This window comes from Microbacterium sp. ZW3a, from assembly GCF_057167165.1.
Window position 1 is genome coordinate 2,604,387 of the sequence record NZ_CM169903.1, and the last position, 22,394, is coordinate 2,626,780.

The 22,394-nt window shown below is 66.4% G+C and carries 13 protein-coding genes and 3 rRNA genes; 4 read left to right on the forward strand and 12 right to left on the reverse strand.

Annotation, left to right across the window (positions count from 1 at the left end; all coding sequences use genetic code 11):
• Positions 1 to 3: 3 nt before the first annotated feature.
• From ACU6WY_RS12290 to ACU6WY_RS12305, 4 genes are read right to left on the reverse strand one after another with little or no spacing between them, the layout of a single operon-like run.
• Positions 4 to 762, reverse strand: coding sequence for an iron ABC transporter ATP-binding protein (locus tag ACU6WY_RS12290; RefSeq protein ID WP_483819927.1), 759 nt, complete (start codon positions 760 to 762; stop codon positions 4 to 6).
• A complete protein-coding gene (locus tag ACU6WY_RS12295; protein ID WP_483819928.1) occupies positions 759 to 1,760 on the reverse strand; it encodes an iron chelate uptake ABC transporter family permease subunit in 1,002 nt (333 codons plus the stop codon). Before ACU6WY_RS12295 ends, ACU6WY_RS12290 begins: the two co-directional genes overlap by 4 nt.
• Positions 1,753 to 2,694 (reverse strand): ABC transporter permease, encoded by a 942-nt coding sequence (locus ACU6WY_RS12300; RefSeq protein ID WP_483819929.1) that lies wholly within the window; start codon positions 2,692 to 2,694, stop codon positions 1,753 to 1,755. The genes ACU6WY_RS12295 and ACU6WY_RS12300 overlap by 8 nt, the downstream gene beginning before the upstream one ends.
• A 1-nt stretch (position 2,695) precedes the next feature.
• Positions 2,696 to 3,670: a siderophore ABC transporter substrate-binding protein gene (locus ACU6WY_RS12305; RefSeq protein ID WP_483819930.1), complete on the reverse strand. Its 975-nt coding sequence runs from the start codon at positions 3,668 to 3,670 to the stop codon at positions 2,696 to 2,698.
• An 82-nt stretch (positions 3,671 to 3,752) separates the two neighbouring features.
• Between ACU6WY_RS12305 and ACU6WY_RS12310 the strand changes: the two genes are divergently transcribed.
• Positions 3,753 to 4,535, forward strand: coding sequence for a siderophore-interacting protein (locus tag ACU6WY_RS12310; protein ID WP_483819931.1), 783 nt, complete (start codon positions 3,753 to 3,755; stop codon positions 4,533 to 4,535).
• 19 nt (positions 4,536 to 4,554) lie between these two features.
• Here the strand turns inward: ACU6WY_RS12310 and ACU6WY_RS12315 are convergent, their stop codons facing one another.
• Positions 4,555 to 6,417, reverse strand: a complete 1,863-nt coding sequence (locus ACU6WY_RS12315; protein WP_483821924.1) for a S16 family serine protease — start codon at positions 6,415 to 6,417, stop codon at positions 4,555 to 4,557.
• Entirely contained in the window at positions 6,417 to 6,893 is a 477-nt protein-coding gene (locus ACU6WY_RS12320; RefSeq protein ID WP_483819932.1) for a GNAT family N-acetyltransferase, read from the reverse strand. Before ACU6WY_RS12320 ends, ACU6WY_RS12315 begins: the two co-directional genes overlap by 1 nt.
• A gap of 41 nt (positions 6,894 to 6,934) precedes the next feature.
• Here ACU6WY_RS12320 and ACU6WY_RS12325 point away from each other — a divergent pair, with 41 nt between their 5' ends.
• Complete coding sequence (locus ACU6WY_RS12325) at positions 6,935 to 7,225, forward strand: DUF4287 domain-containing protein (protein WP_483819933.1); 291 nt, start codon at positions 6,935 to 6,937, stop codon at positions 7,223 to 7,225.
• Positions 7,222 to 8,130 carry a sulfurtransferase gene (locus ACU6WY_RS12330; protein ID WP_483819934.1) on the forward strand — a complete coding sequence of 303 codons (909 nt, stop codon included), beginning with the start codon at positions 7,222 to 7,224 and terminating at the stop codon, positions 8,128 to 8,130. Before ACU6WY_RS12325 ends, ACU6WY_RS12330 begins: the two co-directional genes overlap by 4 nt.
• Before the next feature lies 1 nt (position 8,131).
• Here the strand turns inward: ACU6WY_RS12330 and ACU6WY_RS12335 are convergent, their stop codons facing one another.
• The 4 genes from ACU6WY_RS12335 to ACU6WY_RS12350 form a co-directional block, all read right to left on the reverse strand.
• Complete coding sequence (locus ACU6WY_RS12335; protein WP_483819935.1) at positions 8,132 to 9,454, reverse strand: flavin monoamine oxidase family protein; 1,323 nt, start codon at positions 9,452 to 9,454, stop codon at positions 8,132 to 8,134.
• A gap of 295 nt (positions 9,455 to 9,749) precedes the next feature.
• Positions 9,750 to 9,866 (reverse strand): 5S ribosomal RNA (gene rrf / locus ACU6WY_RS12340).
• Between the two features lie 99 nt (positions 9,867 to 9,965).
• A 23S ribosomal RNA gene (locus ACU6WY_RS12345) occupies positions 9,966 to 13,076 on the reverse strand.
• A gap of 405 nt (positions 13,077 to 13,481) precedes the next feature.
• Positions 13,482 to 15,003, reverse strand: a 16S ribosomal RNA gene (locus tag ACU6WY_RS12350).
• Together the 16S, 23S and 5S rRNA genes form the textbook arrangement of a ribosomal RNA operon.
• Before the next feature lie 532 nt (positions 15,004 to 15,535).
• Between ACU6WY_RS12350 and ACU6WY_RS12355 the strand changes: the two genes are divergently transcribed.
• Positions 15,536 to 16,153 carry a histidine phosphatase family protein gene (locus ACU6WY_RS12355; protein WP_483819936.1) on the forward strand — a complete coding sequence of 206 codons (618 nt, stop codon included), beginning with the start codon at positions 15,536 to 15,538 and terminating at the stop codon, positions 16,151 to 16,153.
• A 209-nt stretch (positions 16,154 to 16,362) separates the two neighbouring features.
• Here ACU6WY_RS12355 and ACU6WY_RS12360 read toward each other — a convergent pair whose 3' ends face one another.
• Positions 16,363 to 17,667, reverse strand: coding sequence for an MFS transporter (locus tag ACU6WY_RS12360; protein WP_483819937.1), 1,305 nt, complete (start codon positions 17,665 to 17,667; stop codon positions 16,363 to 16,365).
• A gap of 236 nt (positions 17,668 to 17,903) precedes the next feature.
• Entirely contained in the window at positions 17,904 to 22,346 is a 4,443-nt protein-coding gene (locus ACU6WY_RS12365) for a metallophosphoesterase (protein ID WP_483819938.1), read from the reverse strand.
• Positions 22,347 to 22,394: the final 48 nt, after the last annotated feature.

Genomic DNA, 22,394 nt, shown 5'->3' on the forward strand with positions numbered 1-22,394 from the left:
CGGTCAGCGGTAGTACACGGCGAGCGGGTACGCACCGTCGCGGCGCACCTCGACGGGCGTGCCGAAGACCTCCTCCAGCGTCTCGGGCGTCATGATTTCCGCGGGACTGCCTTCGTGCACGACGCGTCCCTCGGACAGGGCGACGATGCGGTCGGCGTACGCGGCGGCAAAGTTGATGTCGTGCACGACGATGACGATCGTCTTCCCGAGTTCATCGGCGGCGCGCCGCAGCTGCCCCATCATGGCGACCGCGTGCCGCATGTCGAGATTGTTCAGGGGTTCGTCGAGCAGGATGTAGTCGGTGTCCTGCGCGAGCACCATCGCCACGTAGGCGCGCTGCCGCTGGCCGCCGGAGAGCTGGTCCAGGTAGCGCCCGGCGAGCTCCCCGAGGTCGAGGAAGGCGATGGCCTCGTCGACCTTGGCATGATCGTCGGCGGTCAGCCGCCCCCGCGAGTGGGGGAAACGACCGAAGCCCACCAGTTCGCGCACGGTCAGGCGCGTGACGAAGTGGTTCTCCTGCCGGAGGATCGACACGACCCGGGCGAGGGTTCGTCCGGGCGTCGTGGCCACGTCATGTCCGGCCACCGTGACGCGTCCGGACGTCGGCGTCGCCAGGCGTCCCACGATCGTGAGCATCGTCGACTTGCCCGCCCCGTTGGGGCCGACGAGGGCCGTCACCCCGCCGGCGGGGATGTCCAGCGACACCGGCCCCAGCACCGTCTGGTCGCCGTAGGTCATCGTGACGTCGGTGAGACGGATCACAGGGCTCCCTTCCGCAGGAGGTAGACGAGGAAGAACACGCCGCCGACGAACTCGATGATGATCGAGAGCATCCCGGCGGCGTAGAACACGTGTCGCAGCACGAAATAGCCCGCGAGAAGGGTCGCCATGCCCAGCAGCACGGCGAACGGGAGCACGATGCGATGCTCCGACGACCCGGCGAGCTGGTACGCGAGGGTCGCCACGAGGAAGCCGAAGAAGGTCATCGGTCCGACCATCGTCGTCGACACCGAGATCAGCACCGCCACGAGAACAAGGATGACGGTCACCTCCCGCCGGTACGACAGACCCAGATTCACGGATGCCTCGCGCCCCAGAGCCAGCACGTCGAGCCGGTGTCGCGCGCGCCAGACGGCCACGAGCACCGCGGCCACGACGAGGGCTCCCCACGGGAGGTAGCCGGCATCCGAGTTCGAGAGGTTGCCGAACAGCCGGGCCGAGAGGATGTCGAAGTCGCTGGGAGTGAGCAGGCGTTGCATGACGGTGGAGAGCGAGCCGAACCCGATGCCCAGCACGATGCCGACCAGCAGCATGATGTGGAGGTTGCCGCGACGCCCGGCGAAGAGCCAGCCGTAGAGGAGCGTGGCGAATCCCACCATCAGCGCACTCTGGATCGCGACCTTCAGCAGGCCGTCGGTCGCCGTCAGCGCGGCAGCGCCGAAGAAGAACACCAGGGCGGTCTGCATCACCACGTAAAGCGCGTCGAAGCCCATGATCGAGGGGGTCAGGATGCGATTGCCCGTCGCGGTGTGGAACAGCACCGTGGCCGCGGCCTGGCAGCAGGCGACGAGCGCGATCGTGGCGACGCTCACCACGCGCAGGTTCATCGCGATCCCGTAGCCGCGGGACCCGGGAACGCCGGGCACGTCCCAGGTGAGCACGCCGATCGTGGCGATCACGACGATGAGGCCGAGGAGCGCGAAGCGCCAGGCCACGCGCGGGCGCCGCACGACGGCGGGGCGGACGAGGGTGTCAGACACGGGCACGCATCCTCAGCAGCAGGGAGATGAACACGGCGGCGCCGACGACGCCGAGGATCATCGAGACGGGGACCTCGAATGGCATCCGGATCACCCGCCCGATGATGTCGCACGCGACGACGATCGCCACGCCACCGAGGCACACCCACGGCAGGTTCGCGCGGGCGTTGTCTCCGCGCCACATCGACACGAGGTTCGGGACCACCAGCCCGAGGAAGGGCAGAAAGCCCACGACGACCGTGGTCATGCCCGTGGCCACGGCGACCAGCGCCGTGCCCGCCAGCAGCACCCGTGCGTGATCGAGGCCGACGGACGTCGCGATGTCGCGGCCGAGGCCGGCGACGGTGAGCCGATCGGCGAAGAGGAACACGAGCACGACGACGATCGCGACGATCCAGAGGATCTCGTAGCGCCCCCGCACGATCGCGGTGAAACTCCCCATGAACCAGGTGCCGAGCATCTGCAGCGAGTTCGTCGTAACGGCGATGTAGGTCGTGAACGACGACACCACCGCGCCGAGCATGATCCCGACCAACGGCACCACGAGAGAGGAACGGAGTGAAATCCGGCGGAGGATCGCCAGGAACACCATCGTGCCGACGAAGGCGGCGAGCGAGGCGACGACCATGCGCACCGGGACCGGCGCCGCCGGGGCCACGATCACGGTGAGGAGGAGCCCGAGCGCCGCCCATTCGGAGGTTCCGGTGGTCGAGGGCTCGACGAAGCGGTTCTGGGTGAGTAGCTGCATGATCAGCCCCGACACCGCCATCGCGCAGCCGGCGAGCACGAGCGCCGCGGTGCGAGGGACGCGGGAGATCCAGAACATCTCCGCGCCGAAGTCGTCGCCGCCGAGGTCGTACACGCCGACGAACAGCGAGAGAACGACGAGTGCGGCGACGACGACGACGGCGACCGGAAGAGAGAGGCGTCTCACCTCAGGACGAGAACGCCTCGGCGGCGGAGCGGTACAGCTTCGTGTAGGCCTGGATGCCCTCGTCGAGGTAGAAGCTGCCGTCGAGGTAGACGATCTGCCCCTTCTGGACGGCGGGGACGTTCTTCAGCGCCTCGGAGTTCTCGACCAACTCCTTGGCGGGAACGTAGCCGTCCTCCCCGAACATCGCGTCGCGGTCGAGTACGAAGAGCCACTCGGGCTGGGCGGCGGCGATCGCCTCGACCGAGATGTCATCGCCGTGCGAGGCGTCCTCGGCGGCGCGTTCGAGTGCCGGGGTCAGCCCCAGCGTCGGGAACAGGGTGCCCACGCCGCGACCGTCGCCGGGGGCGGCGTACGCGATCTTCCCGCCCGAGGCGATCAGCCCCATCGCGGTCTGGCTCGGGTCATACGCCGCACGAGCGTCGGCGATCGCGGCATCCAGATCGGCGTTCAGCTTCGCCGCATCGTCCTCGTGGCCGAAGACCTTCCCGAGGATCTCGGTCTGCCGCTTGAGCTCCGACGTGTGATCCTCGCCCTCGCGCGGGCTGGTCTCGATGGTGGCGGGCTGAATCTGCGTCAGCTGATCGTAGATTTCGCGGAAGCGGTAGCCACCGACGATGAGGTCGGGGTCTGCGGCCACGACGGCCTCGATGTCGGGTTCGCGGTGCAGCCCCACGTCGAGCACCTCGTCGCCGTCCGAGAGCTGCGGCCAGAGGTCGTACATGAGGGGCTTCGGCGCCGCGACGAGCGTGACGCCCCAATCACTGAGCGTCTGGAACGTCGTGTTGTCCAGCGCCACCACTCGCTCGGGGTTCACGGGCACCTCGATCTCGCCGTGGTTGTCCTCGACGGTGACCGTCGTGGGGGCAGCGGTCGCGTCCTCGGCGGCGGGAGCGGTCGTCCCCGCGGCGCACCCCGTGAGGGCGAGGGCGGCGGCCAGCGAGGCGGCGGCGAGGGGGCGGAACAGGCGTGAACTCATGCGATTCTCTCCAGTACGGGGTGACGAGGGCGGTCGCGCCGACAGACGAAACCGCTCGGCGAGTTAGGTTAGCCTTAGCTATATGAGAAAGTCCAACCCGCTCCTCGGCGCCCGGCTCGAGCCCCGTCGGCACGACCTCGTCTTCCGGTCGGCGACGCTTGCGCGTCGCACTCGGCTGAGCCCGACGTACGTCCGCGTGCGGCTGGCCGGCGACGACCTGCGCGGATTCGACTCCCCCGGAGCCGACGACCACGTGCGCGTGTTCTTCCCCGAGGCCTCCGCGTCATCCGAAGACCTGCGGTCCGCCCCGAGCCGCGAATACACCCCCGTCGCCTGGGATGCCGACGCGGGCTGGCTCGACCTCGAGTTCGCGCTCCACGGCGACGGTGTCGGCAGCCGCTGGGCCGAGCACGCACCGATCGGGGCTCCGGCCGGCGTCGGTGGTCCGCGCGGCTCACTCGTGCTGACCGGGCGACCGGACGCGTGGCTCCTGGCCGGCGACGAGACCGCGGTTCCGGCGATCCGCCGGTTCGCGGCGTCGATGGATGCCGACGCCGTCGGCCGCATCGCGGTCGAGGTTCCGACCGCCGCGCACGACCTCCCGGTCGAGGCACCCGCGGGCGTCGAGGTCGTGCAGCTGCACCGCGGAGACCGCCCCGCGGGGACGGAGCTGGCGGACTGGCTGGACGCGCTCGACGTGGAAGAGCGCCCCGACGGGTGCATCTTCGGGTTCGTCGCCGCCGAGCAGTCCCTCGTGCGCGCGGGCCGCGCCCTGCTGCTGGATCGGTGGGCCGGCGACCCGGCGGCCACGATCGTGAAGGGCTACTGGAAGCGCGGCACCGCCGAGTACCACGCGCCGCACTGACGCCCGGGCGCGGCCGCGCTCAGGAGCGCTCGACTCCGCCCGCGAACGCGAGAACGCGCGCGGTCACGAACGGCACGGCGTAGGCCGACGCCCCCGAGGCCGACGCGGGATCCGAGGTGGCGACGGCCGTGGCCTGCGTCAGGGTTCCGCGGACGAACGGAACGTCGGCGCCCGTCGTGGTGAGCACCTCGACGGCTCGCACGGTGTACTCGTCGCCCACGGCCACGCGCCGGGCGGCGGCAGCGGCGGTATCGACGTCGGCGGGCGGGCGCACCGTCTGCGTGGCGGCGAGCGCGGGCGAGATGCGGGTGTACCCGGCCGCGGAGATCCCGAGCGCCACCCACCCCTCGTCGTCGGGTGCCAGCGCGGTCAGCTCATCTCGGGCGTCGTTCAGTGCAATGGCGCGCAACGCTGCGGTGTCGGCGGCAGCCAGCCGCGCCGCGGCGACCTCCGGGGTCACCGCGTCGGCGTCGGCGCGCCGGGCGATCACGCGGGCATCGAACGCGGCGCTCGCAGCGATCCCGGCGCGCCGGAGGAGCGACGCCAACCCGTCGAGATCGGCGTCGCCGGCCAGGGGCCCCTCGGCATCCTCGCTCGGAACGTCCGCGACCGTGCGCGCGGTCTGCAGGGTCGAAGCCGCCAGGAGCGCCGCCGTCGTCGCCGCGCGTATCGCGTCGGGATCGGTGGCGTCGTCGCCCACGGTCGCATCGCCCCCGAGGGCGCCGTCGGCGTACGCGGCGAGAGCGAACGCCTCGGCCGCGTCGGCACCGGCGCGGAGCACCGCATCGGCCTCGTCGAGGGTCGCGGGGGTGCGACCCGCCAGGTCGGCGAGGAGAGTCCGGGCGTCGTCGCGCGTGCGGGCGGCGAGCGACGCGGCCTCCTCGACGGGCGTCGCGGGCACGGCCGCGAGAGAAGCCTCCTCCGCGGCCGCGGCGGCGGCGGCGAAGGCTCCGGCGGCGTCTCCCCCCTCAGCCAGGTCGGCCGAGCGGGCGAGCAAGGCGCGGGCGGCGTCGGCGCGAGCCGGATCGGCGGCGGCCTCCAGGGCCACGCCGACACGGGCGGTCACCGCGTCGACGGCATCGCCGAGCGCGTCATCCGCGGTCGGGTCTTCGCCCGCGTCCGCGTCGACAGTCGCCAGGGGTGAAGACGACGGAGGCGGTGTCGGGAAGGTCGCCTCCGGCAGGTCCTCCCCGGTCATCACCGCGTACGCGCTGGCGACGTCGGCGACCTCGGTCACCGTCATGCCCCCGGTCGCGGCGAGCTGGTCGAGATCGACGGTGTTCCCGTCGGCATCCCGCACCAGCCGCTGTCCCGCCGGCACCAGGATCGTGTCAAGCTCGCCCGCCTCGACCGCAGCGGTCACTTGCGCGGCGAGCCCCGCGACGGGGCGGATCGCGCCGAACGGCGTCACCGCGCCGGTGAGGGCGACGCCAGGCTGGATCTCGGTGCCGTAGTAGAGGGCGAGCACGCCGACGACCGTGACCGCCCCGGCTGCCGGCGTGGCGATGCGCGCATCGAAACCGAACGTGTAGGCCGTGTCGGGGCGGGCGCCGGTGAGGAGCGTGGCCGCGGTCACCGCGGTCCAGGTGGCCGACTGGGTCACCGGGTCCACGCCGCTCACATCGTTCTCGGTGATGTCGATGCGCAGCTCCCCGCCGTCGGCCGGGCTGGCGGTGATCCGTTGCGTGGTCACTCCGCCCGACGTACCCGCGGCGTAGAGCACGGGCACCTCGATCTCGGTGCCGTCGAATCGGCCGTCGGTGTCGGTACCGAAGCCCAGAGAGAACTGCAGCCCGCATCCCGAGAGAGCGAGGGCGCACACGAATGCGAGCGCCACGGCACCGATCCGGGATGCCGTGCGGCCGGGGGTGAACGCCACCATCACGGACGCGGCCCCGCGGCGGTCGCCGGAGGTGTGCGCCGCATCGGCAGGTGCGGGATGCCGTCCTCGGCGAACGGGGCGCCGCTCACGACGAAGCCGAACCGTCCGTACCAGTCGGCGAGGTGCGCCTGCGCGTCGAGGAGGATGGGGATGCCGGGAGCCTCGCGGTCGAAGTGGTCGACGGCGGCGCGCATGAGGTCGGCCGCGATCCCGCGTCCACGCGCGGTCGGGGCCGTGGCAACCCGACCGATGCGGGTGTTGGCGTCCTCGCGCAGCAGGCGGAGCGTCGACAGCACCTCGCCGGACTCGGCCTCGGCCCACATCAGTTCGGCGCCCGGCTCGATGTCGCGCCCGTCGATCTCGGCGTACGCCGCCTCCTGCTCGACGACGAACACGCTGACGCGCAACCAGAGCAGACGGTAGAGGGTGAGTGGGGCGATCTCAGCGATGGGGGCCCGATGCAGGGTGACGGCCATTCTTCGACGCTACCGCCCGGGCCGAGCGCTAACCTGACCGCATGTCGTTTCAGGCGTACCTCGACACCATCGAAAAGAAGACCGGCCTCACTCCCCGGGAACTCATCGCGCACGCCCACGAGCGGGGATTCGGCCCAGACACGAAGGCCACACCGATCCTCGAGTGGGCGAAGGAAGAATACGGCCTCGGCCGTGGTCACGGCATGGCTCTGGTCCACGTGATCACGAAGGGGCCGCAGATCAGCGACACACACGTCGGCCGCGCGGGGTCTCACGGCGACCCGACCGACACGCTCTGGCTCGACGGCGCCGCGACCAACCCGCACCGATGAGTGACGTCCCGTCGCTCCCGGACCCGCGCGACGACATGTCCGGTACCGGCCGGATCCTCACCACGCCGCACGCGCTCCGGACCGCCCTCGACACCGGGCGCTTCCCCGACGGCGGCCCCGTCCGCGTGCTCGACGTGCGCTGGCGACTCGACCGCCCCGAGGGCCGCCCCGCCTACCGGGAGGGGCACATCCCCGGTGCGCAGTATGTCGACCTCGATCGCGAGCTCGCCGCCCACGGCGACCCCACCGACGGACGGCATCCGCTCCCCCGACTCGGGGAGCTGCAGGAGTCGGCTCGCCGCTGGGGCATCGATGACGGCGACACCGTCGTCGTGTACGACGACCTCCACAACCTCTCCAGCGCGCGGGCGTGGTGGCTGCTGCGGTACGCCGGGGTCGCCGACGTCCGGCTTCTCGACGGCGCACTGCGGGCCTGGATCGCGGCGGGATTCCCGCTCGAGACGGACGATACGGCTCCCCCGCCGCCGGGGTCGGTGACCCTTTCGTCCGGAGCCCTGCCGACACTGTCCCTCGACGAGGTCGCGGCCTTCGCCGAGTCGTCGCTGCTGCTGGACGCCCGAGCGGGCGATCGCTACCGCGGCGAGGTCGAGCCGATCGATCCCCGCGCGGGGCACGTGCCCGGTGCGGTGAGCGCTCCGACGACCGACAACGTCGATGCCGACGGGAAGTTCCGGGATGCCACCGAACTCCGCGCCCGCTTCGTCTCTCTCGGAGCTCAGCCGGGCGACGACGTGGGCGTGTACTGCGGATCCGGGGTCACCGCCGCGCACGAGGCCGTCGCCCTCACGCTCGCAGGCTTCTCCCCGCGGGTGTTCCCGGGATCATGGAGCCAGTGGTCGAACCACCCCGAACTGCCGGTGGCCACGGGGTCCGACCCCCGCTGATTCAGGCCCAAAGGTCGTCGATCGGGACCGCACGCGCGAGCACCTTCTCGGCGGCCCGGTGACCCGAGAGCATCGCACCGGGAACCGTGGCGGGGTCATCGCCCCACGTGGCCTCGCCCGCGAGGTGCAGCACGCCCCCGATCGGGACGGCGAGCTCGTCGTGATCGGGGCCGACCGAACCCGGCTTCATATAGCTGTACGAGCCACGGCTGTACGGGTCGTCCTGCCAGCGGGTCACGACCACGCTCTCGGGCTCGGGCACCGCGTCGCCGTAGAGACGCCGCAGCTGCGCCAGGGTCGAGGCGGCGATCTGCTCGTCACTCCAGTGGCGGGTGGCGACGGCGGCGGGGCCGGCGGCGAAGGTGAGCAGGGCAGCCTCATCGTGGATCCGCCCCAGGTCGTACCAGGAGTGCCACCACACACCCTCGGCACCGAACTGACGGATGCCATACACTCCGGCATCCCAGAACTTCTCGGCGAAGCGCAGCACGACCTTCTCGAAGGCATTGGATGCCAAGACCCCCAGCACTCGCTGATGTGTGCCGGGGAGGGGCGGGGCGATCACGACATCGCCCGACTGCAGGACACCGATCGGGAGGGTGACGACCACGGCTCCCCCGTGGAACGCGCCACGGTCGGTGGTTACGGTGGCGCCGTCGGCAGACCAGTGGATCGCCGAGACGACGTGCTCGAGCCGTACATCCAGGCCCTGCGCGAGATGCGTGGCGAGCTCGTCGTAACCGTGCGGGAAGACGACCTCATCGCCGTTGACCGTGTCGTCGTCGAGACCGTGCGCGCCCAGCACGCTCATGTGCACGCCGTACTGTTCTTCGGCGCGGCGGCCGTTGTACTCCCGCACACGCTGCGCGCGCTCCTCGCTCCAACCGCGGGCCGCGAGAGCCTGCTCGACGACCTCGGCGTAGGTCGCGTCGGGGGCGGCGGAGGCGATGACGTCGACGAGATCGACGTTGAGGGCGCGGACGTCGTCGGCGAAACTCCGGACCTCGTCGGCGGTGAGGCGCCCACCGTCCGGACCGAAGTAGGCCAAAGGGCGGCTGTCGGGTTGATAGCCGCCGACGGTGAACTCCACCATGGACATCCCGAACGCTCGCGCCGCCGCCTCGACGGGGCTGTCGTCGATGCCGTGGATCCACGATGCCCCCCGGTCGGTGACGTGGTGCCCGTCACGCTGGGAATGAACTCGTCCGCCGACGCGGTCTCGGGCCTCCACGACCACGACACGGCGCCCGGCTCGGGCGAGGAGACGGGCGGCGGACAGTCCGGCGATGCCCGCTCCCACGACGACGATGTCGAATTCCTGCATGACGGCTCCCTCGGGTAGACGACCGTGGGATGAGAGTAGTCCTCGCGGCAACGCCACCGCGCGCGTATGAGGGCATGATCCCCTCGGCGGGTCTGCTCGCCCTCGTCCTTGGGACGCTCGTGGTCATCCAGACCCCGGGCCGAGCAGGATGTCATCACGATCGCGCGCGCCACGCAAAAAAGCGTCGACCGCGTCCCGGTTTCGGGGTGCGGTCGACGCTGTATCCACGGATCATCTGTCCGTGTAAATGCGAAATGGCCACCCAACAGTGGGTGGCCATTTCGACTTAAAAGAAGTCCGGCGGTGTCCTACTCTCCCACAGGGTCCCCCCTGCAGTACCATCGGCGCTGAGAGGCTTAGCTTCCGGGTTCGGAATGTAACCGGGCGTTTCCCTCTCGCTATGGCCGCCGAAACACTATTGATGTTTCAAAAACCAACAACGAATGTCATTGTTGTGTTCCCGACCGTACATCGAGAACCACTCAGTGGACGCAAGCACCAAAAACGGTGTGTTATCAAGTCATCGGCTTATTAGTACCGGTCAGCTTCACGTATTACTACGCTTCCACATCCGGCCTATCAACCCAGTAGTCTGGCTGGGAGCCTCTCACCCCGAAGGGTATGGAAGTCTCATCTTGAGGCCGGCTTCCCGCTTAGATGCTTTCAGCGGTTATCCATCCCGAACGTAGCTAATCAGCGGTGCTCCTGGCGGAACAACTGACACACCAGAGGTTCGTCCAACCCGGTCCTCTCGTACTAGGGTCAGATCCTCTCAAACTTCCTACGCGCGCAGCGGATAGGGACCGAACTGTCTCACGACGTTCTAAACCCAGCTCGCGTACCGCTTTAATGGGCGAACAGCCCAACCCTTGGGACCTACTCCAGCCCCAGGATGCGACGAGCCGACATCGAGGTGCCAAACCATGCCGTCGATATGGACTCTTGGGCAAGATCAGCCTGTTATCCCCGAGGTACCTTTTATCCGTTGAGCGACAGCGCTTCCACAAGCCACTGCCGGATCACTAGTCCCGACTTTCGTCCCTGCTCGACCTGTCAGTCTCACAGTCAAGCTCCCTTGTGCACTTACACTCGCCACCTGATTGCCAACCAGGTTGAGGGAACCTTTGGGCGCCTCCGTTACATTTTGGGAGGCAACCGCCCCAGTTAAACTACCCACCAGGCACTGTCCCTGAACCGGATCACGGTCCTAAGTTAGATATCCAGAGTGACCAGAGTGGTATTTCAACAATGACTCCACGAACACTGGCGTGTCCGCTTCACAGTCTCCCACCTATCCTACACAAGCCACACCGAACACCAATACCAAGCTGTAGTAAAGGTCACGGGGTCTTTCCGTCCTGCTGCGCGTAACGAGCATCTTTACTCGTAATGCAATTTCGCCGAGTTCGCGGTTGAGACAGTTGGGAAGTCGTTACGCCATTCGTGCAGGTCGGAACTTACCCGACAAGGAATTTCGCTACCTTAGGATGGTTATAGTTACCACCGCCGTTTACTGGGGCTTAAATTCTCAGCTTCGCCTTACGGCTAACCGGTCCTCTTAACCTTCCAGCACCGGGCAGGCGTCAGTCCGTATACATCGTCTTGCGACTTGGCACGGACCTGTGTTTTTAGTAAACAGTCGCTACCCACTAGTCTCTGCGGCCACCACACCCTTTCGGAGCAAGTCCTAATAAGTGGATGGCCCCCCTTCTCCCGAAGTTACGGGGGCATTTTGCCGAGTTCCTTAACCACGATTCTCTCGATCTCCTTGGTATTCTCTACCTGACCACCTGAGTCGGTTTGGGGTACGGGCAGCTAGAACCTCGCGTCGATGCTTTTCTCGGCAGCATAGGATCACCCACTTTTTATCCGCATCGTGTCTCAGCCTCAATGAGTGACGGATTTGCCTATCACTCGGCCTACGCACTTGCACCAGGACTACCATCGCCTGGCTTGGGCTACCTTCCTGCGTCACACCTGTTAATACGCTAGCCGCACCAGCATGGGGTCGAGCGTTCACACAGACGTTCATCACCCCGAAGGGATCCGACCATTCCATGCTAGGACTCTTAGCACCACTGGATTAGCTTGGGCGGTTCTTCGCCGGTACGGGAATATCAACCCGTTGTCCATCGACTACGCCTGTCGGCCTCGCCTTAGGTCCCGACTTACCCAGGGAAGATTAGCTTGACCCTGGAACCCTTGGTCTTTCGGAGGACATGTTTCTCACACGTCTTTCGCTACTCATGCCTGCATTCTCACTCGTGTCGCGTCCACGGCTGGGTCACCCCGCCGCTTCACTCGCGACACGACGCTCTCCTACCCATCAACACGGCTGGACCACGAAGGCCTACCAAAAATGTCAATGCCACAACTTCGGTGGCGTGCTTGAGCCCCGTTACATTGTCGGCGCGGAATCACTTGACCAGTGAGCTATTACGCACTCTTTCAAGGGTGGCTGCTTCTAAGCCAACCTCCTGGTTGTCTAAGCAACTCCACATCCTTTCCCACTTAGCACGCGCTTAGGGACCTTAGATGGTGGTCTGGGTTGTTTCCCTCTCGACTATGAAGCTTATCCCCCACAGTCTCACTGCTGCGCTCTCACTTACCGGCATTCGGAGTTTGGCTGACGTCAGTAACCTTGTAGGGCCCATCGGCCATCCAGTAGCTCTACCTCCGGCAAGAAACACGCAACGCTGCACCTAAATGCATTTCGGAGAGAACCAGCTATCACGAAGTTTGATTGGCCTTTCACCCCTATCCACAGCTCATCCCCTCAGTTTTCAACCTAAGTGGGTTCGGTCCTCCACGACGTCTTACCGTCGCTTCAACCTGGCCATGGATAGATCACTTCGCTTCGGGTCTAGGACACGCGACTGAATCGCCCTATTCAGACTCGCTTTCGCTACGGCTACCCCACACGGGTTAACCTCGCCACGTATCGCTAACTCGCAGGCTCATTCTTCAAAAGGCACGCTGTCACCCCTACTAAGGAGGCTCCAACGGTTTGTAAGCAAACGGTTTCAGGTACTATTTCACTCCCCTCCCGGGGTACTTTTCACCTTTCCCTCACGGTACTTGTCCGCTATCGGTCATCTGGGAGTATTTAGGCTTATCAGGTGGTCCTGACAGATTCACACGGGATTTCTCGGGCCCCGTGCTACTTGGGATACTCTTCACGCCAAGAACAGGCATTTCGACTACGGGGTTCGCACCCTCTATGACCGGCCATTCAAAACCGTTCGTCTATACCCTCTTGTCACGTCGACTGCTCGGCAGAACAATCAGAAAAGTCCCACAACCCCCAACATGCAACACCTGCCGGCTATCACACACGCTAGGTTTAGCCTCTTCCGGTTTCGCTCGCCACTACTCACGGAATCGCTTTTGCTTTCTCTTCCTGTGGGTACTGAGATGTTTCACTTCCCCACGTTCCCTCTACCCGCCCTATATATTCAGGCGGGAGTCACCAGGCACGCACGCGCCCTGGCGGGGTTTCCCCATTCGGACACCCTCGGATCAAAACTCGCTTATCAGTTCCCCGAGGCTTATCGCAGATTGCTACGTCCTTCTTCGGCTCCAGATGCCAAGGCATCCACCGTTTGCTCTTAAAGACTTGAAATCACATGAGTTGAATCGTCAAAAAATTGACTAATGATCTTTAAGATCATCTTCACGACACCATCCCCAAAAGGATCATGTCGAAGATGCTCGCGTCCACTGTGTAGTTCTCAAAGTACGGGCGGTACCCCACACCACCACCAACCGGCAGCAGCACAAGGCCCAAGAGGAACAACCACCAACCACACCCAAAGATGCGATCAGCGCCCGGCCCCTCAGGACCCAACAGCGTGCATGTACCAACCAGACCCACCCCATCTCATTCCCACCGCAAACGGCGTACTAAAGACCAGGCAAACCCAACCAGCACCTCATCAAACGTTCCACCCATGAGCTAACCGGCAGACACATTCGGTCTGATCCGGCGCCTGAACAACCCCATCACAGGGCGTCAGATGCTCCTTAGAAAGGAGGTGATCCAGCCGCACCTTCCGGTACGGCTACCTTGTTACGACTTAGTCCTAATTACCGATCCCACCTTCGACGGCTCCCTCCACAAGGGTTGGGCCACCGGCTTCAGGTGTTACCGACTTTCATGACTTGACGGGCGGTGTGTACAAGACCCGGGAACGTATTCACCGCAGCGTTGCTGATCTGCGATTACTAGCGACTCCGACTTCATGAGGTCGAGTTGCAGACCTCAATCCGAACTGGGACCGGCTTTTTGGGATTCGCTCCACCTCACGGTATTGCAGCCCTTTGTACCGGCCATTGTAGCATGCGTGAAGCCCAAGACATAAGGGGCATGATGATTTGACGTCATCCCCACCTTCCTCCGAGTTGACCCCGGCAGTATCCCATGAGTTCCCACCATTACGTGCTGGCAACATAGAACGAGGGTTGCGCTCGTTGCGGGACTTAACCCAACATCTCACGACACGAGCTGACGACAACCATGCACCACCTGTTTACGAGTGTCCAAAGAGTTGACCATTTCTGGCCCGTTCTCGTATATGTCAAGCCTTGGTAAGGTTCTTCGCGTTGCATCGAATTAATCCGCATGCTCCGCCGCTTGTGCGGGTCCCCGTCAATTCCTTTGAGTTTTAGCCTTGCGGCCGTACTCCCCAGGCGGGGAACTTAATGCGTTAGCTGCGTCACGGAAACCGTGGAATGGTCCCCACAACTAGTTCCCAACGTTTACGGGGTGGACTACCAGGGTATCTAAGCCTGTTTGCTCCCCACCCTTTCGCTCCTCAGCGTCAGTTACGGCCCAGAGATCTGCCTTCGCCATCGGTGTTCCTCCTGATATCTGCGCATTCCACCGCTACACCAGGAATTCCAATCTCCCCTACCGCACTCTAGTCTGCCCGTACCCACTGCAGGCCCGAGGTTGAGCCTCGGGATTTCACAGCAGACGCGACAAACCGCCTACGAGCTCTTTACGCCCAATAATTCCGGATAACGCTTGCGCCCTACGTATTACCGCGGCTGCTGGCACGTAGTTAGCCGGCGCTTTTTCTGCAGGTACCGTCACTCACGCTTCTTCCCTGCTAAAAGAGGTTTACAACCCGAAGGCCGTCATCCCTCACGCGGCGTTGCTGCATCAGGCTTCCGCCCATTGTGCAATATTCCCCACTGCTGCCTCCCGTAGGAGTCTGGGCCGTGTCTCAGTCCCAGTGTGGCCGGTCACCCTCTCAGGCCGGCTACCCGTCGACGCCTTGGTGAGCCATTACCTCACCAACAAGCTGATAGGCCGCGAGCCCATCCCAGACCGAAAAATCTTTCCAACCCCCACCATGCGATGAGAGCTCATATCCAGTATTAGACGCCGTTTCCAGCGCTTATCCCAGAGTCCAGGGCAGGTTGCTCACGTGTTACTCACCCGTTCGCCACTGATCCACCAAGCAAGCTTGGCTTCACCGTTCGACTTGCATGTGTTAAGCACGCCGCCAGCGTTCATCCTGAGCCAGGATCAAACTCTCCGTAAAAGAAAAAAGCCCACCCAACCGGAATAAGGTCAGGGCAGACGAGTTCAATCTGACCAAACAGGAAGTCAAAACTGACTATCCAGATGCCAACCAAAAAGGTTGGACTTTGATCCAAAGGAATTCTCACCAGACCCGAAGGCCCGACGAGGAATAAATTGGCATTTGACAAGTGCACGCTGTTGAGTTCTCAAGGAACGGACGCACCCACAGAACCAATCTTCCGACCGTACCCGTGAGGCAAGTTCACAACCACCACCCACACCCCACAACACACAAAACAAACCCCGAAAGAGGTCCAACCGTGGATGCAAGCGCCGAGTGGCAGATTCCCCATCCTAAACCCACAAGCCGAAGCCCACAAGATCAAGACAAGAGGTGGTTCACCACGTGAGAGGACGCGGGGCCTTCCGGCCGCTCCGCTCTCCCCTGTGGGGCGAACAAGGAATAACTTACGCCGAACCCCCACACCCGTCCAATCCACCACACCCCCCGGGCGTGTCGCACGCCGCATAGGCGGGAGGATGAGGAGGTGATGGACAACGAACTGACTGATCCCGACGGACGCATCGTCCTCGTGCGCCACGGCGAGACCGCGTGGAGCCGGAGTGGTCGCCACACGGGCCTCACCGACATCCCCCTCACCGAGACCGGTGCCTACAAGGCGGAACTCGCGGGAACACTCCTGGCGATGCGCCATTACGACCTGGTCCTCACGAGCCCACTGCAGCGTGCCGTCGAAACGGCTGCACGTGCCGGGTACCCGCAGGCGCAACACGAGCAGCGCCTGGTCGAATGGGACTACGGCGCGTACGAGGGACTCACGACACCAGAGATCACCGAGCGGCTCGGTCATCCCTGGACGATCTGGCAGGCGGGTGCGCCCGCGGGCGCTACCCCCGGGGAGAGTCTCGAGCAGGTCACCGCCCGAGCCGAATCGCTGCTCAGCGACATCCGGCCGCGGGTCCGCGCGGGCCAGCAGGTACTGCTGTTCTCGCACTCGCACTTCCTCCGGGCCCTCGCGGGCGTCTGGCTCGGACTGACCGCCGAGGGCGGACGGTACTTCGTTCTGGGCACCTCGGCGGTCAGCGAGCTCGGCTTCGAGCACGGGGCCGAAGTCATCACGCAGTGGAACCACGTGCGCGGCCACTGAGCGGAGCGGTGAGGACACCCGCAGGCCGGGGTTCTGATGAGCGACCTATGAATCACAAAAAGGTAACGAGCCACCCTTCCCTTCGTTACCTCACCGTTATAGAGTGCTCGCACGGTAGCTGTTTTGCTGTGGCAGCTACCGACATGTGATTGCAGGACACTCTGGTGCAGGGAATAGGGCCGGTCGGGATCTCCCGACCGGCCCTTCGTCTACTCCGCAGTGGGTGACGCCGCAGATCGCGAGCGCATCGACACCGCCGCGATCAGCGTCACCGCGAGCAAGACGACCAGGTAGATGCTGAAGACGTCCGGAGCACCCGCCGCCTCGGCCGCGTGATAGGCGGCGGGCGCCGTGCCACCGAACAACGAATTGGCGACCGCGTAGCCGAGGCCCACTCCGAGCGCTCGCACTTCCGGCGGGAAGGCCTCCGCCTTCGCCACGCCGTTGACGGACAGATACCCCGCGATGACGATCATCGCGACCAGGTAGGCCGCGCCGACCAGCAAGACGTCGCTCGATTCGCGCGCGAGCTGCAGAAGCCACGCGCTGAGGGCGATGCCCCCGAGCGCGGTGAAAACGAGCAGCGGCTTGCGGCCGATGCGATCGCTGAGGGCCCCGCCGAGGGGCTGCAGCAGCATGAGCACGATCAGACCGATCAGCACGATCAGCGCCGCTGATCGCTCACCGCGGCCGTCGGCGGCGAAGAAGGTCTCACGCATCACCGTCGGGACAGTCACGGTGAAGGTGTAGAAGGCAGCGGTGCCGCCCGCGGTCATCGCGATGACCCACAGCAGTGGCATCCCGTGCTGTCGGATCAGGAGCCCGAGCGTGCCGGCCGTGGCATCGCGGCGGGCGGGAACTTCGGGCTGGCGGAGGAGTGCCCAGATCGCGGCGATCGCCGTCAGGCCCGCTATGGCAAAGGCGGCGCGCCACCCCCAGGTCGAGGCGGCCTCGCGTCCTCCGATCACGAGCACGATCAGGAGGAATGCCTGACCCAGAACTTGACCCGCGACGATCGTCACCGCTTGGAACGACGAGAAGAAGCCCTTCCGTCCGGCAGTGGCGGATTCGGTCAGGTACACCGTCGCGGCGGCGTATTCGCCGCCGGTCGCGATTCCTTGAAGGACACTGATGCCGACCAAGATGACGACGGCGATGTCGCCGATCCGGTCACGGCCGGGAGTGATCGCCAGAGCCAGGGAGCAGGCCGACATCAGGATGACGGCGATCAGCAGAGCGCGCTGGCGGCCGCGACGGTCTGCCATCCGCCCGAACAGCCACGATCCCACCGGCCGGGCGAGGAACGTCGTCGCGAACACGGCGTAGACGGCGGCGAGGGATCCCGCATCCGACGCACCGAAGAACTCGCCGCGGAAGTACGGAGCGAAGGTGGCGAAGACGTAGAGGTTGAACCACTGGACCAGATTCGGGAGGGATCCGGCCAGGATCCTTCGCGACGCCGACGCGGTCGTCGACGGCGACCTCCCGGCGTTCGGACTCAGGGATCGACTCACGTTCTCAGGGTAAAACGGGGGGCTGCGGTGATCACAAAAAGATCACGACAGGGCCTTCCGCTTCGTTACCTCACCGTTATAGAGTGCTCTCACGGTAGTTGTTTTGCTGTGGCAGCTACCCACATGTGATTGCAGGACACTCTGGTGCAGAGGGCCGGTCGAATGCCGCTTCGACCGGCCCTTCCTGTATCCACGACGGGGTGTGGCGCCGATGCCGTCGCACCGGCGCCACCGCGTTAGCTGCGCCGGGACCGGCGCCGGATGACGACGCCGACAGCCGCGAGCAGCAGCGCCCCCAGGGCCCACGGCACGAGGGTCCCGGCATCCGTTCCGGTCACCGCGAGAGACCCGCCACCGGAACGACCGGATTGCGCACCGCCGGACGCCGCGGAGTCGGCCCCGGTCGGACCCGACCCCGACCCGTCACCCTGCTCGCCACCGCTGTCCCCGGAGTCCCCCTGCCCGGGCTCGGGCTGTTCCGTGCCCGGCTCTTCGGGCTCGACCGGGGCGGCACGCACGGTGAAGAGTGCGACGCGCGAGTAGTCCACGGCGCCGTAGGGGTCACTCGACCGGACGTACCAGCCGTGCTCGCCCTCTTCGGTCAGCGGCCAGGATGCCGAGAGGATCGTGCCGCTGTCGACGCCCGTGAACGAGGCGATCTCGGTGTTGCCGAGAACTTCGGCCGAGAACGCGTCGGTTCCGAGCGTCCGGCCGTGCGGCTCGATGCGGAGCTGGTCGTAGGTGAGCTCGAACTCCTGCTGCGCGTACGGGTCGTCGGCGGGGCCGAGCAGACTCGGCTCGTCGGAGTTGTACCGGTCGAGCGACGGCGAGTACGTGCGCACCATCATGCGTTCGCCCTCGTTGTCGAAGTGGAGCAGGCGGAGATACCCGAGGCCCCCCTCGGGCAGCCCCTGGTAATCGAACAGCATCGAGTACACCGTGCGGTCGTCGACCCCGTCGCCGTCGTCGTCGAACGCATCCGTGCGCAGGAAGGCGTCGTGGTAGTGGCCGGAGAAGACCATGCGCACGTTGGGGTTGGGCGCCACGACCTCGTCGAGCACGCGCTGCGGGATGGCTCCCAGGCCGCCGGTGGTCAGGATGAACTCGTGCTGCGCCACGATCGCCACGCGATCGGGGTAGCGCTGGAGCACCTCGTTCATCCACGCGATCGACGCGTCGTCGGGCAGCCATCCGGTGTACAGCATCAGGAAGTCGATACCGCCGGCCGAGACGAGGTCGTAGTGACCGCGGTTGTTCTCGTAGCTTCCGCCGTACCAGGGGTTCTGCGCGAACCGGTTCTCGCCGAAGTACGTGCCGTAATTGGTGTAGTCCCCCACGTCGTGGCCCACGTCATGGTTGCCGGCGAGGACGCCGTAGGGCAGCTTGGCCTCGTCCAGACGGTCGTACTGCACATCGGCCCGATCCCACTGCGGGATCACGTCGTAGTCGTCGACGATGTCACCGGTGTGGAAGACGTACTGCAGGTTGAGGTCGTCCCGCTGCTCCAGGAAGTACGAGTGGATCGCTTCCTGGTGCTTGTACGGGTCACCGGGCATCTCGTTCTCGTTGTAGTACTGCGTGTCCGACTCCCAGCCCAGCGTGAAGTCGTACTCCGAGCGCGGGACGTCGTCGGGGTTGTGCGGCGTCACCGCGCTGTCGCGGGTGCTGCGGTCGGGGGCGGCGAAGCCCTCGGAGTGCTGGACCAGCATGCGCACGGCCCCGTCGATCGCGTAGTCATCGACGGCGACAACCCCGTCGAGGTCGAACGCCTCGTCATCGGCGGTGGAGACATGACGGTCGACCTCGTCCCAGCCCGACCCGTCGCGGCGCTGCACCGACAGGATCACCGAGGCACCCGCGTTGGCACGACCGGACCACGTCGAGCGCACATCGGCCCCGGCGTCGTCGGCATCCACCCCCACCTCGAACAGCTGGTACGGGAACGCCTCCGTGCTCGTGACGTCCTCGGTCAGTCCGTCAACGGCCGCGAGCTTCTCGACCTGAGCCCGGGAGAGGGTCTGCGGCTGCGTGCGGTCGACCGCCGCCGCGTCGGAGACGGTGCCCGACTGCACGGCGACGTCGCCGTCCGCGAGGTCGAGACGACGCCCCTCGAGGAACGTGACGTCGAGGGCGTCACCCTGCGGGTCTTCGACCTTGGCCTGCAACGTCACGTCGCCCGCCGTGACCTCCGCGCCCTCCGTGGGGGCGAGGAAGCCGGCGCCCGGCTGCTCCGCGTAGGTCTCGAACGTCGCCGTCCAGGTCGTGGCGTTGCCGACGGCGTCGGTCGCGGCGATCTCTAGCGTGTGGTCGCCCGCTGCGAGGTCGATCGAGGAGGTCTTGTACGGCAGCGCGATCTCGGCGCCGTCCAGGCGGGCGACGACCTCGGCCACGCCGGACCCGACGTCGACGACCTCGGCGTCGATGTCGATCGTCCCGCGGTAGGCGGTGCCGTCCTGGATGCGAGAGGTCACCGACGGCGCGGTGTTGTCGACCCGGACCGTGCGCGTGACGACCTCTTCGCCGTCGGTCGCGGCGATCACCGCGGGGCCGTCTTCCCGCGCCGTCGTGTCCCAGGCGTGCGCCACGGCCGAGTACGCGTCTTCGGGCACGGTGAACCGGGCGTCGAAGAAGTCGAGCTTGCCGGCGCTGTCACCCATGCGGAGGACGGACGCGGGATCGTCGTACCCCTCGGGCGTGAGGGTGCGGCCATCCGGCAGCACCAGGCGCAGGCCCCGGATCTCGAAGTCGTCGTTGTTCTCGTCGGGGTCGATCTCGGGGGCCTTCTTCGTGCCCGCCCACACGCTGGCCGTCACCGCTCCCCCGCGCTCGACGTACTCCAGCGGGATGGGCGTCGCGATGGTCTCCCAGCCCTCCGTGCCCGTGTCGAAGATCGTGAGGACGTCGTCGCCGATGCGCACGCCGTTCTTGAAGTAGTAGTTGACGTTCGTCACCTCGAACACGAACACGGGTCGCGCCTCGAGACTCGGCGTGGTCTCGACGGTCTTCCCGTCGATCGACAACGACAGCGGGCTCGGGTACGAATCTCCGGATGCCACGAGCTCGGTCTCGCCACGGACGAACTGGTCATCCGTCACGTTGAGGCGCACGGGAGCATCCGAGGTGCCGGCGACGTTCACGCGTCGCTCCGACGTCGTGGTCGTGTTGACCCCGTCGGTCGCGGTGACGGTGTACGCGTACCAGCGCTTGCCGGTGAGGTCGACGGCCTTCACCGTGTGGCGGAAGGCGCCGTCGCCGGCGTCGGACAGGTTGACGCGCAGGGGCTCGGCATCCACGTCGTTACGCAGCTCGAGCGTGGCGGTGCGCACCTGCACGTCGTCGGCGAGCGCGAGGTCGATGACGAAGTCCTCGCCGGGAACGATCTCCGCCGCGGTGCGGTCGGTGACCGTCGGCGCCGCGGTGTCGACCGGTGTCCGGACGGGCTCCGCGGCGACCTGGTCACCCTGCGTCGCGCCGGGGGTCGCCGGAGCGAGGTCGACGATGCGCTGGAGGCCGGCATCCTCGGTCGCGGTGTACCGGATGCCACGGTCGGCCTGCGTGTCGTCGCGCCCGTCGAGGTTGTAGAAGGCGGTGCTCACCGCGTAGCCCGTGTTGGTGGAGACCTGCACGCCGCGCGGGCTGCCGTTGGCCATTCCGGCGGAGGAGATCTCGACGAGTGAGACACCCGCGACGAGGTCGGTTCCGAACTGGCGGTTGAAGTCGGCCGCGGTGAGGGCGCTGTTGGCGCCGTTCTTGATCCAGAACACCAGCGCGCTACGGCCCGGGATGACCACGTCCGACGGGACGGCCGGCCAGCGGCTGACCGTGCCCTCGACCGGGTAGAGATAGTCGATGGCGTAGTCGGAGAAGTCGATCGGCGCATCGGTGGCGTTGAAGACCTCGATGAACTCGAAGCCGTCGGAGCCGCCGACGTTCGTCGAGTCGGGCAGCACCTCGGTGATCTGCAGCGGCGCCCCGGGGAGGAGCGAGTCGCCCGGCGTGGTCGCGGTGGGGGACGGAGCCGGGGTGGTCGGGACCGGTGTGGGGGTCGGGGTCGGCGTCGGCGTCGGCGTCGGCGTCGTCGTGGGGGTCGGCGTGGGCGTGCCCGCGGGGCCGGCGACCTGCTCGGGCAGCACCGTGCCGGGCGTCGGCGCGGCGTTGACGCCGAGGACGTCGAGGCGGCCCTGACCCGCCTCCGCGGCAAGGCGGAACTGGGTCGCGAGACCGACGCCGAATCCGCCGGTCGGCGCGTGCGACCACGACGTCAGCTCGCCGTTCTCGAGCACGCGGATGCCGCGGTTGCCGCCGTTGGCGATGCCGGGCTGCCCCGTGAGGCGCACGACCTGCACGTCGTCCGCGACCGCGTGGAACGCACGGAAATCCGCGAACGACTTGGCCGCGGCGTTCACGGAACCGGAGGTGTAGCTGACCCACAGGAGAGCGGTCTCGCCCGCGGCCAGCACGAGCGGCTCCGCCGCGACGGCGACGTCGCGCGTGCGGTCGGTGGAGTCGTCGTACGAGTACGCGAAGGTGATGCCGGATGCCGCAAGATCCACCGCGGCATCCGAGATGTTGTGAATCTCGACGTACTCGAAGTCGTCGGCGCCGGTGACGTCGGCGACGATCTCGGTCACCACCACGCGCGAGGGCGCCGTGGCGGCGTACGCGGCCGGGGCAATCACGGTCGGGGCGCCTCCCGCAACGAGCGCGGTTGCGAGAGCAGCGGAGAG

What these genes read in the sequence shown, in the direction of transcription:
- ACU6WY_RS12320 (WP_483819932.1), bottom strand. Translation starts at nt 6,893, where the DNA reads ATGGCCGTCACCCTGCATCGGGCCCCCATCGCTGAGATCGCCCCACTC.
- ACU6WY_RS12355 (WP_483819936.1), top strand. Translation starts at nt 15,536, where the DNA reads ATGGACAACGAACTGACTGATCCCGACGGACGCATCGTCCTCGTGCGC.
- ACU6WY_RS12315 (WP_483821924.1), bottom strand. Translation starts at nt 6,417, where the DNA reads ATGGTGGCGTTCACCCCCGGCCGCACGGCATCCCGGATCGGTGCCGTG.
- ACU6WY_RS12310 (WP_483819931.1), top strand. Translation starts at nt 3,753, where the DNA reads ATGAGAAAGTCCAACCCGCTCCTCGGCGCCCGGCTCGAGCCCCGTCGG.
- ACU6WY_RS12305 (WP_483819930.1), bottom strand. Translation starts at nt 3,670, where the DNA reads ATGAGTTCACGCCTGTTCCGCCCCCTCGCCGCCGCCTCGCTGGCCGCC.
- ACU6WY_RS12325 (WP_483819933.1), top strand. Translation starts at nt 6,935, where the DNA reads ATGTCGTTTCAGGCGTACCTCGACACCATCGAAAAGAAGACCGGCCTC.
- ACU6WY_RS12330 (WP_483819934.1), top strand. Translation starts at nt 7,222, where the DNA reads ATGAGTGACGTCCCGTCGCTCCCGGACCCGCGCGACGACATGTCCGGT.
- ACU6WY_RS12335 (WP_483819935.1), bottom strand. Translation starts at nt 9,454, where the DNA reads ATGCAGGAATTCGACATCGTCGTCGTGGGAGCGGGCATCGCCGGACTG.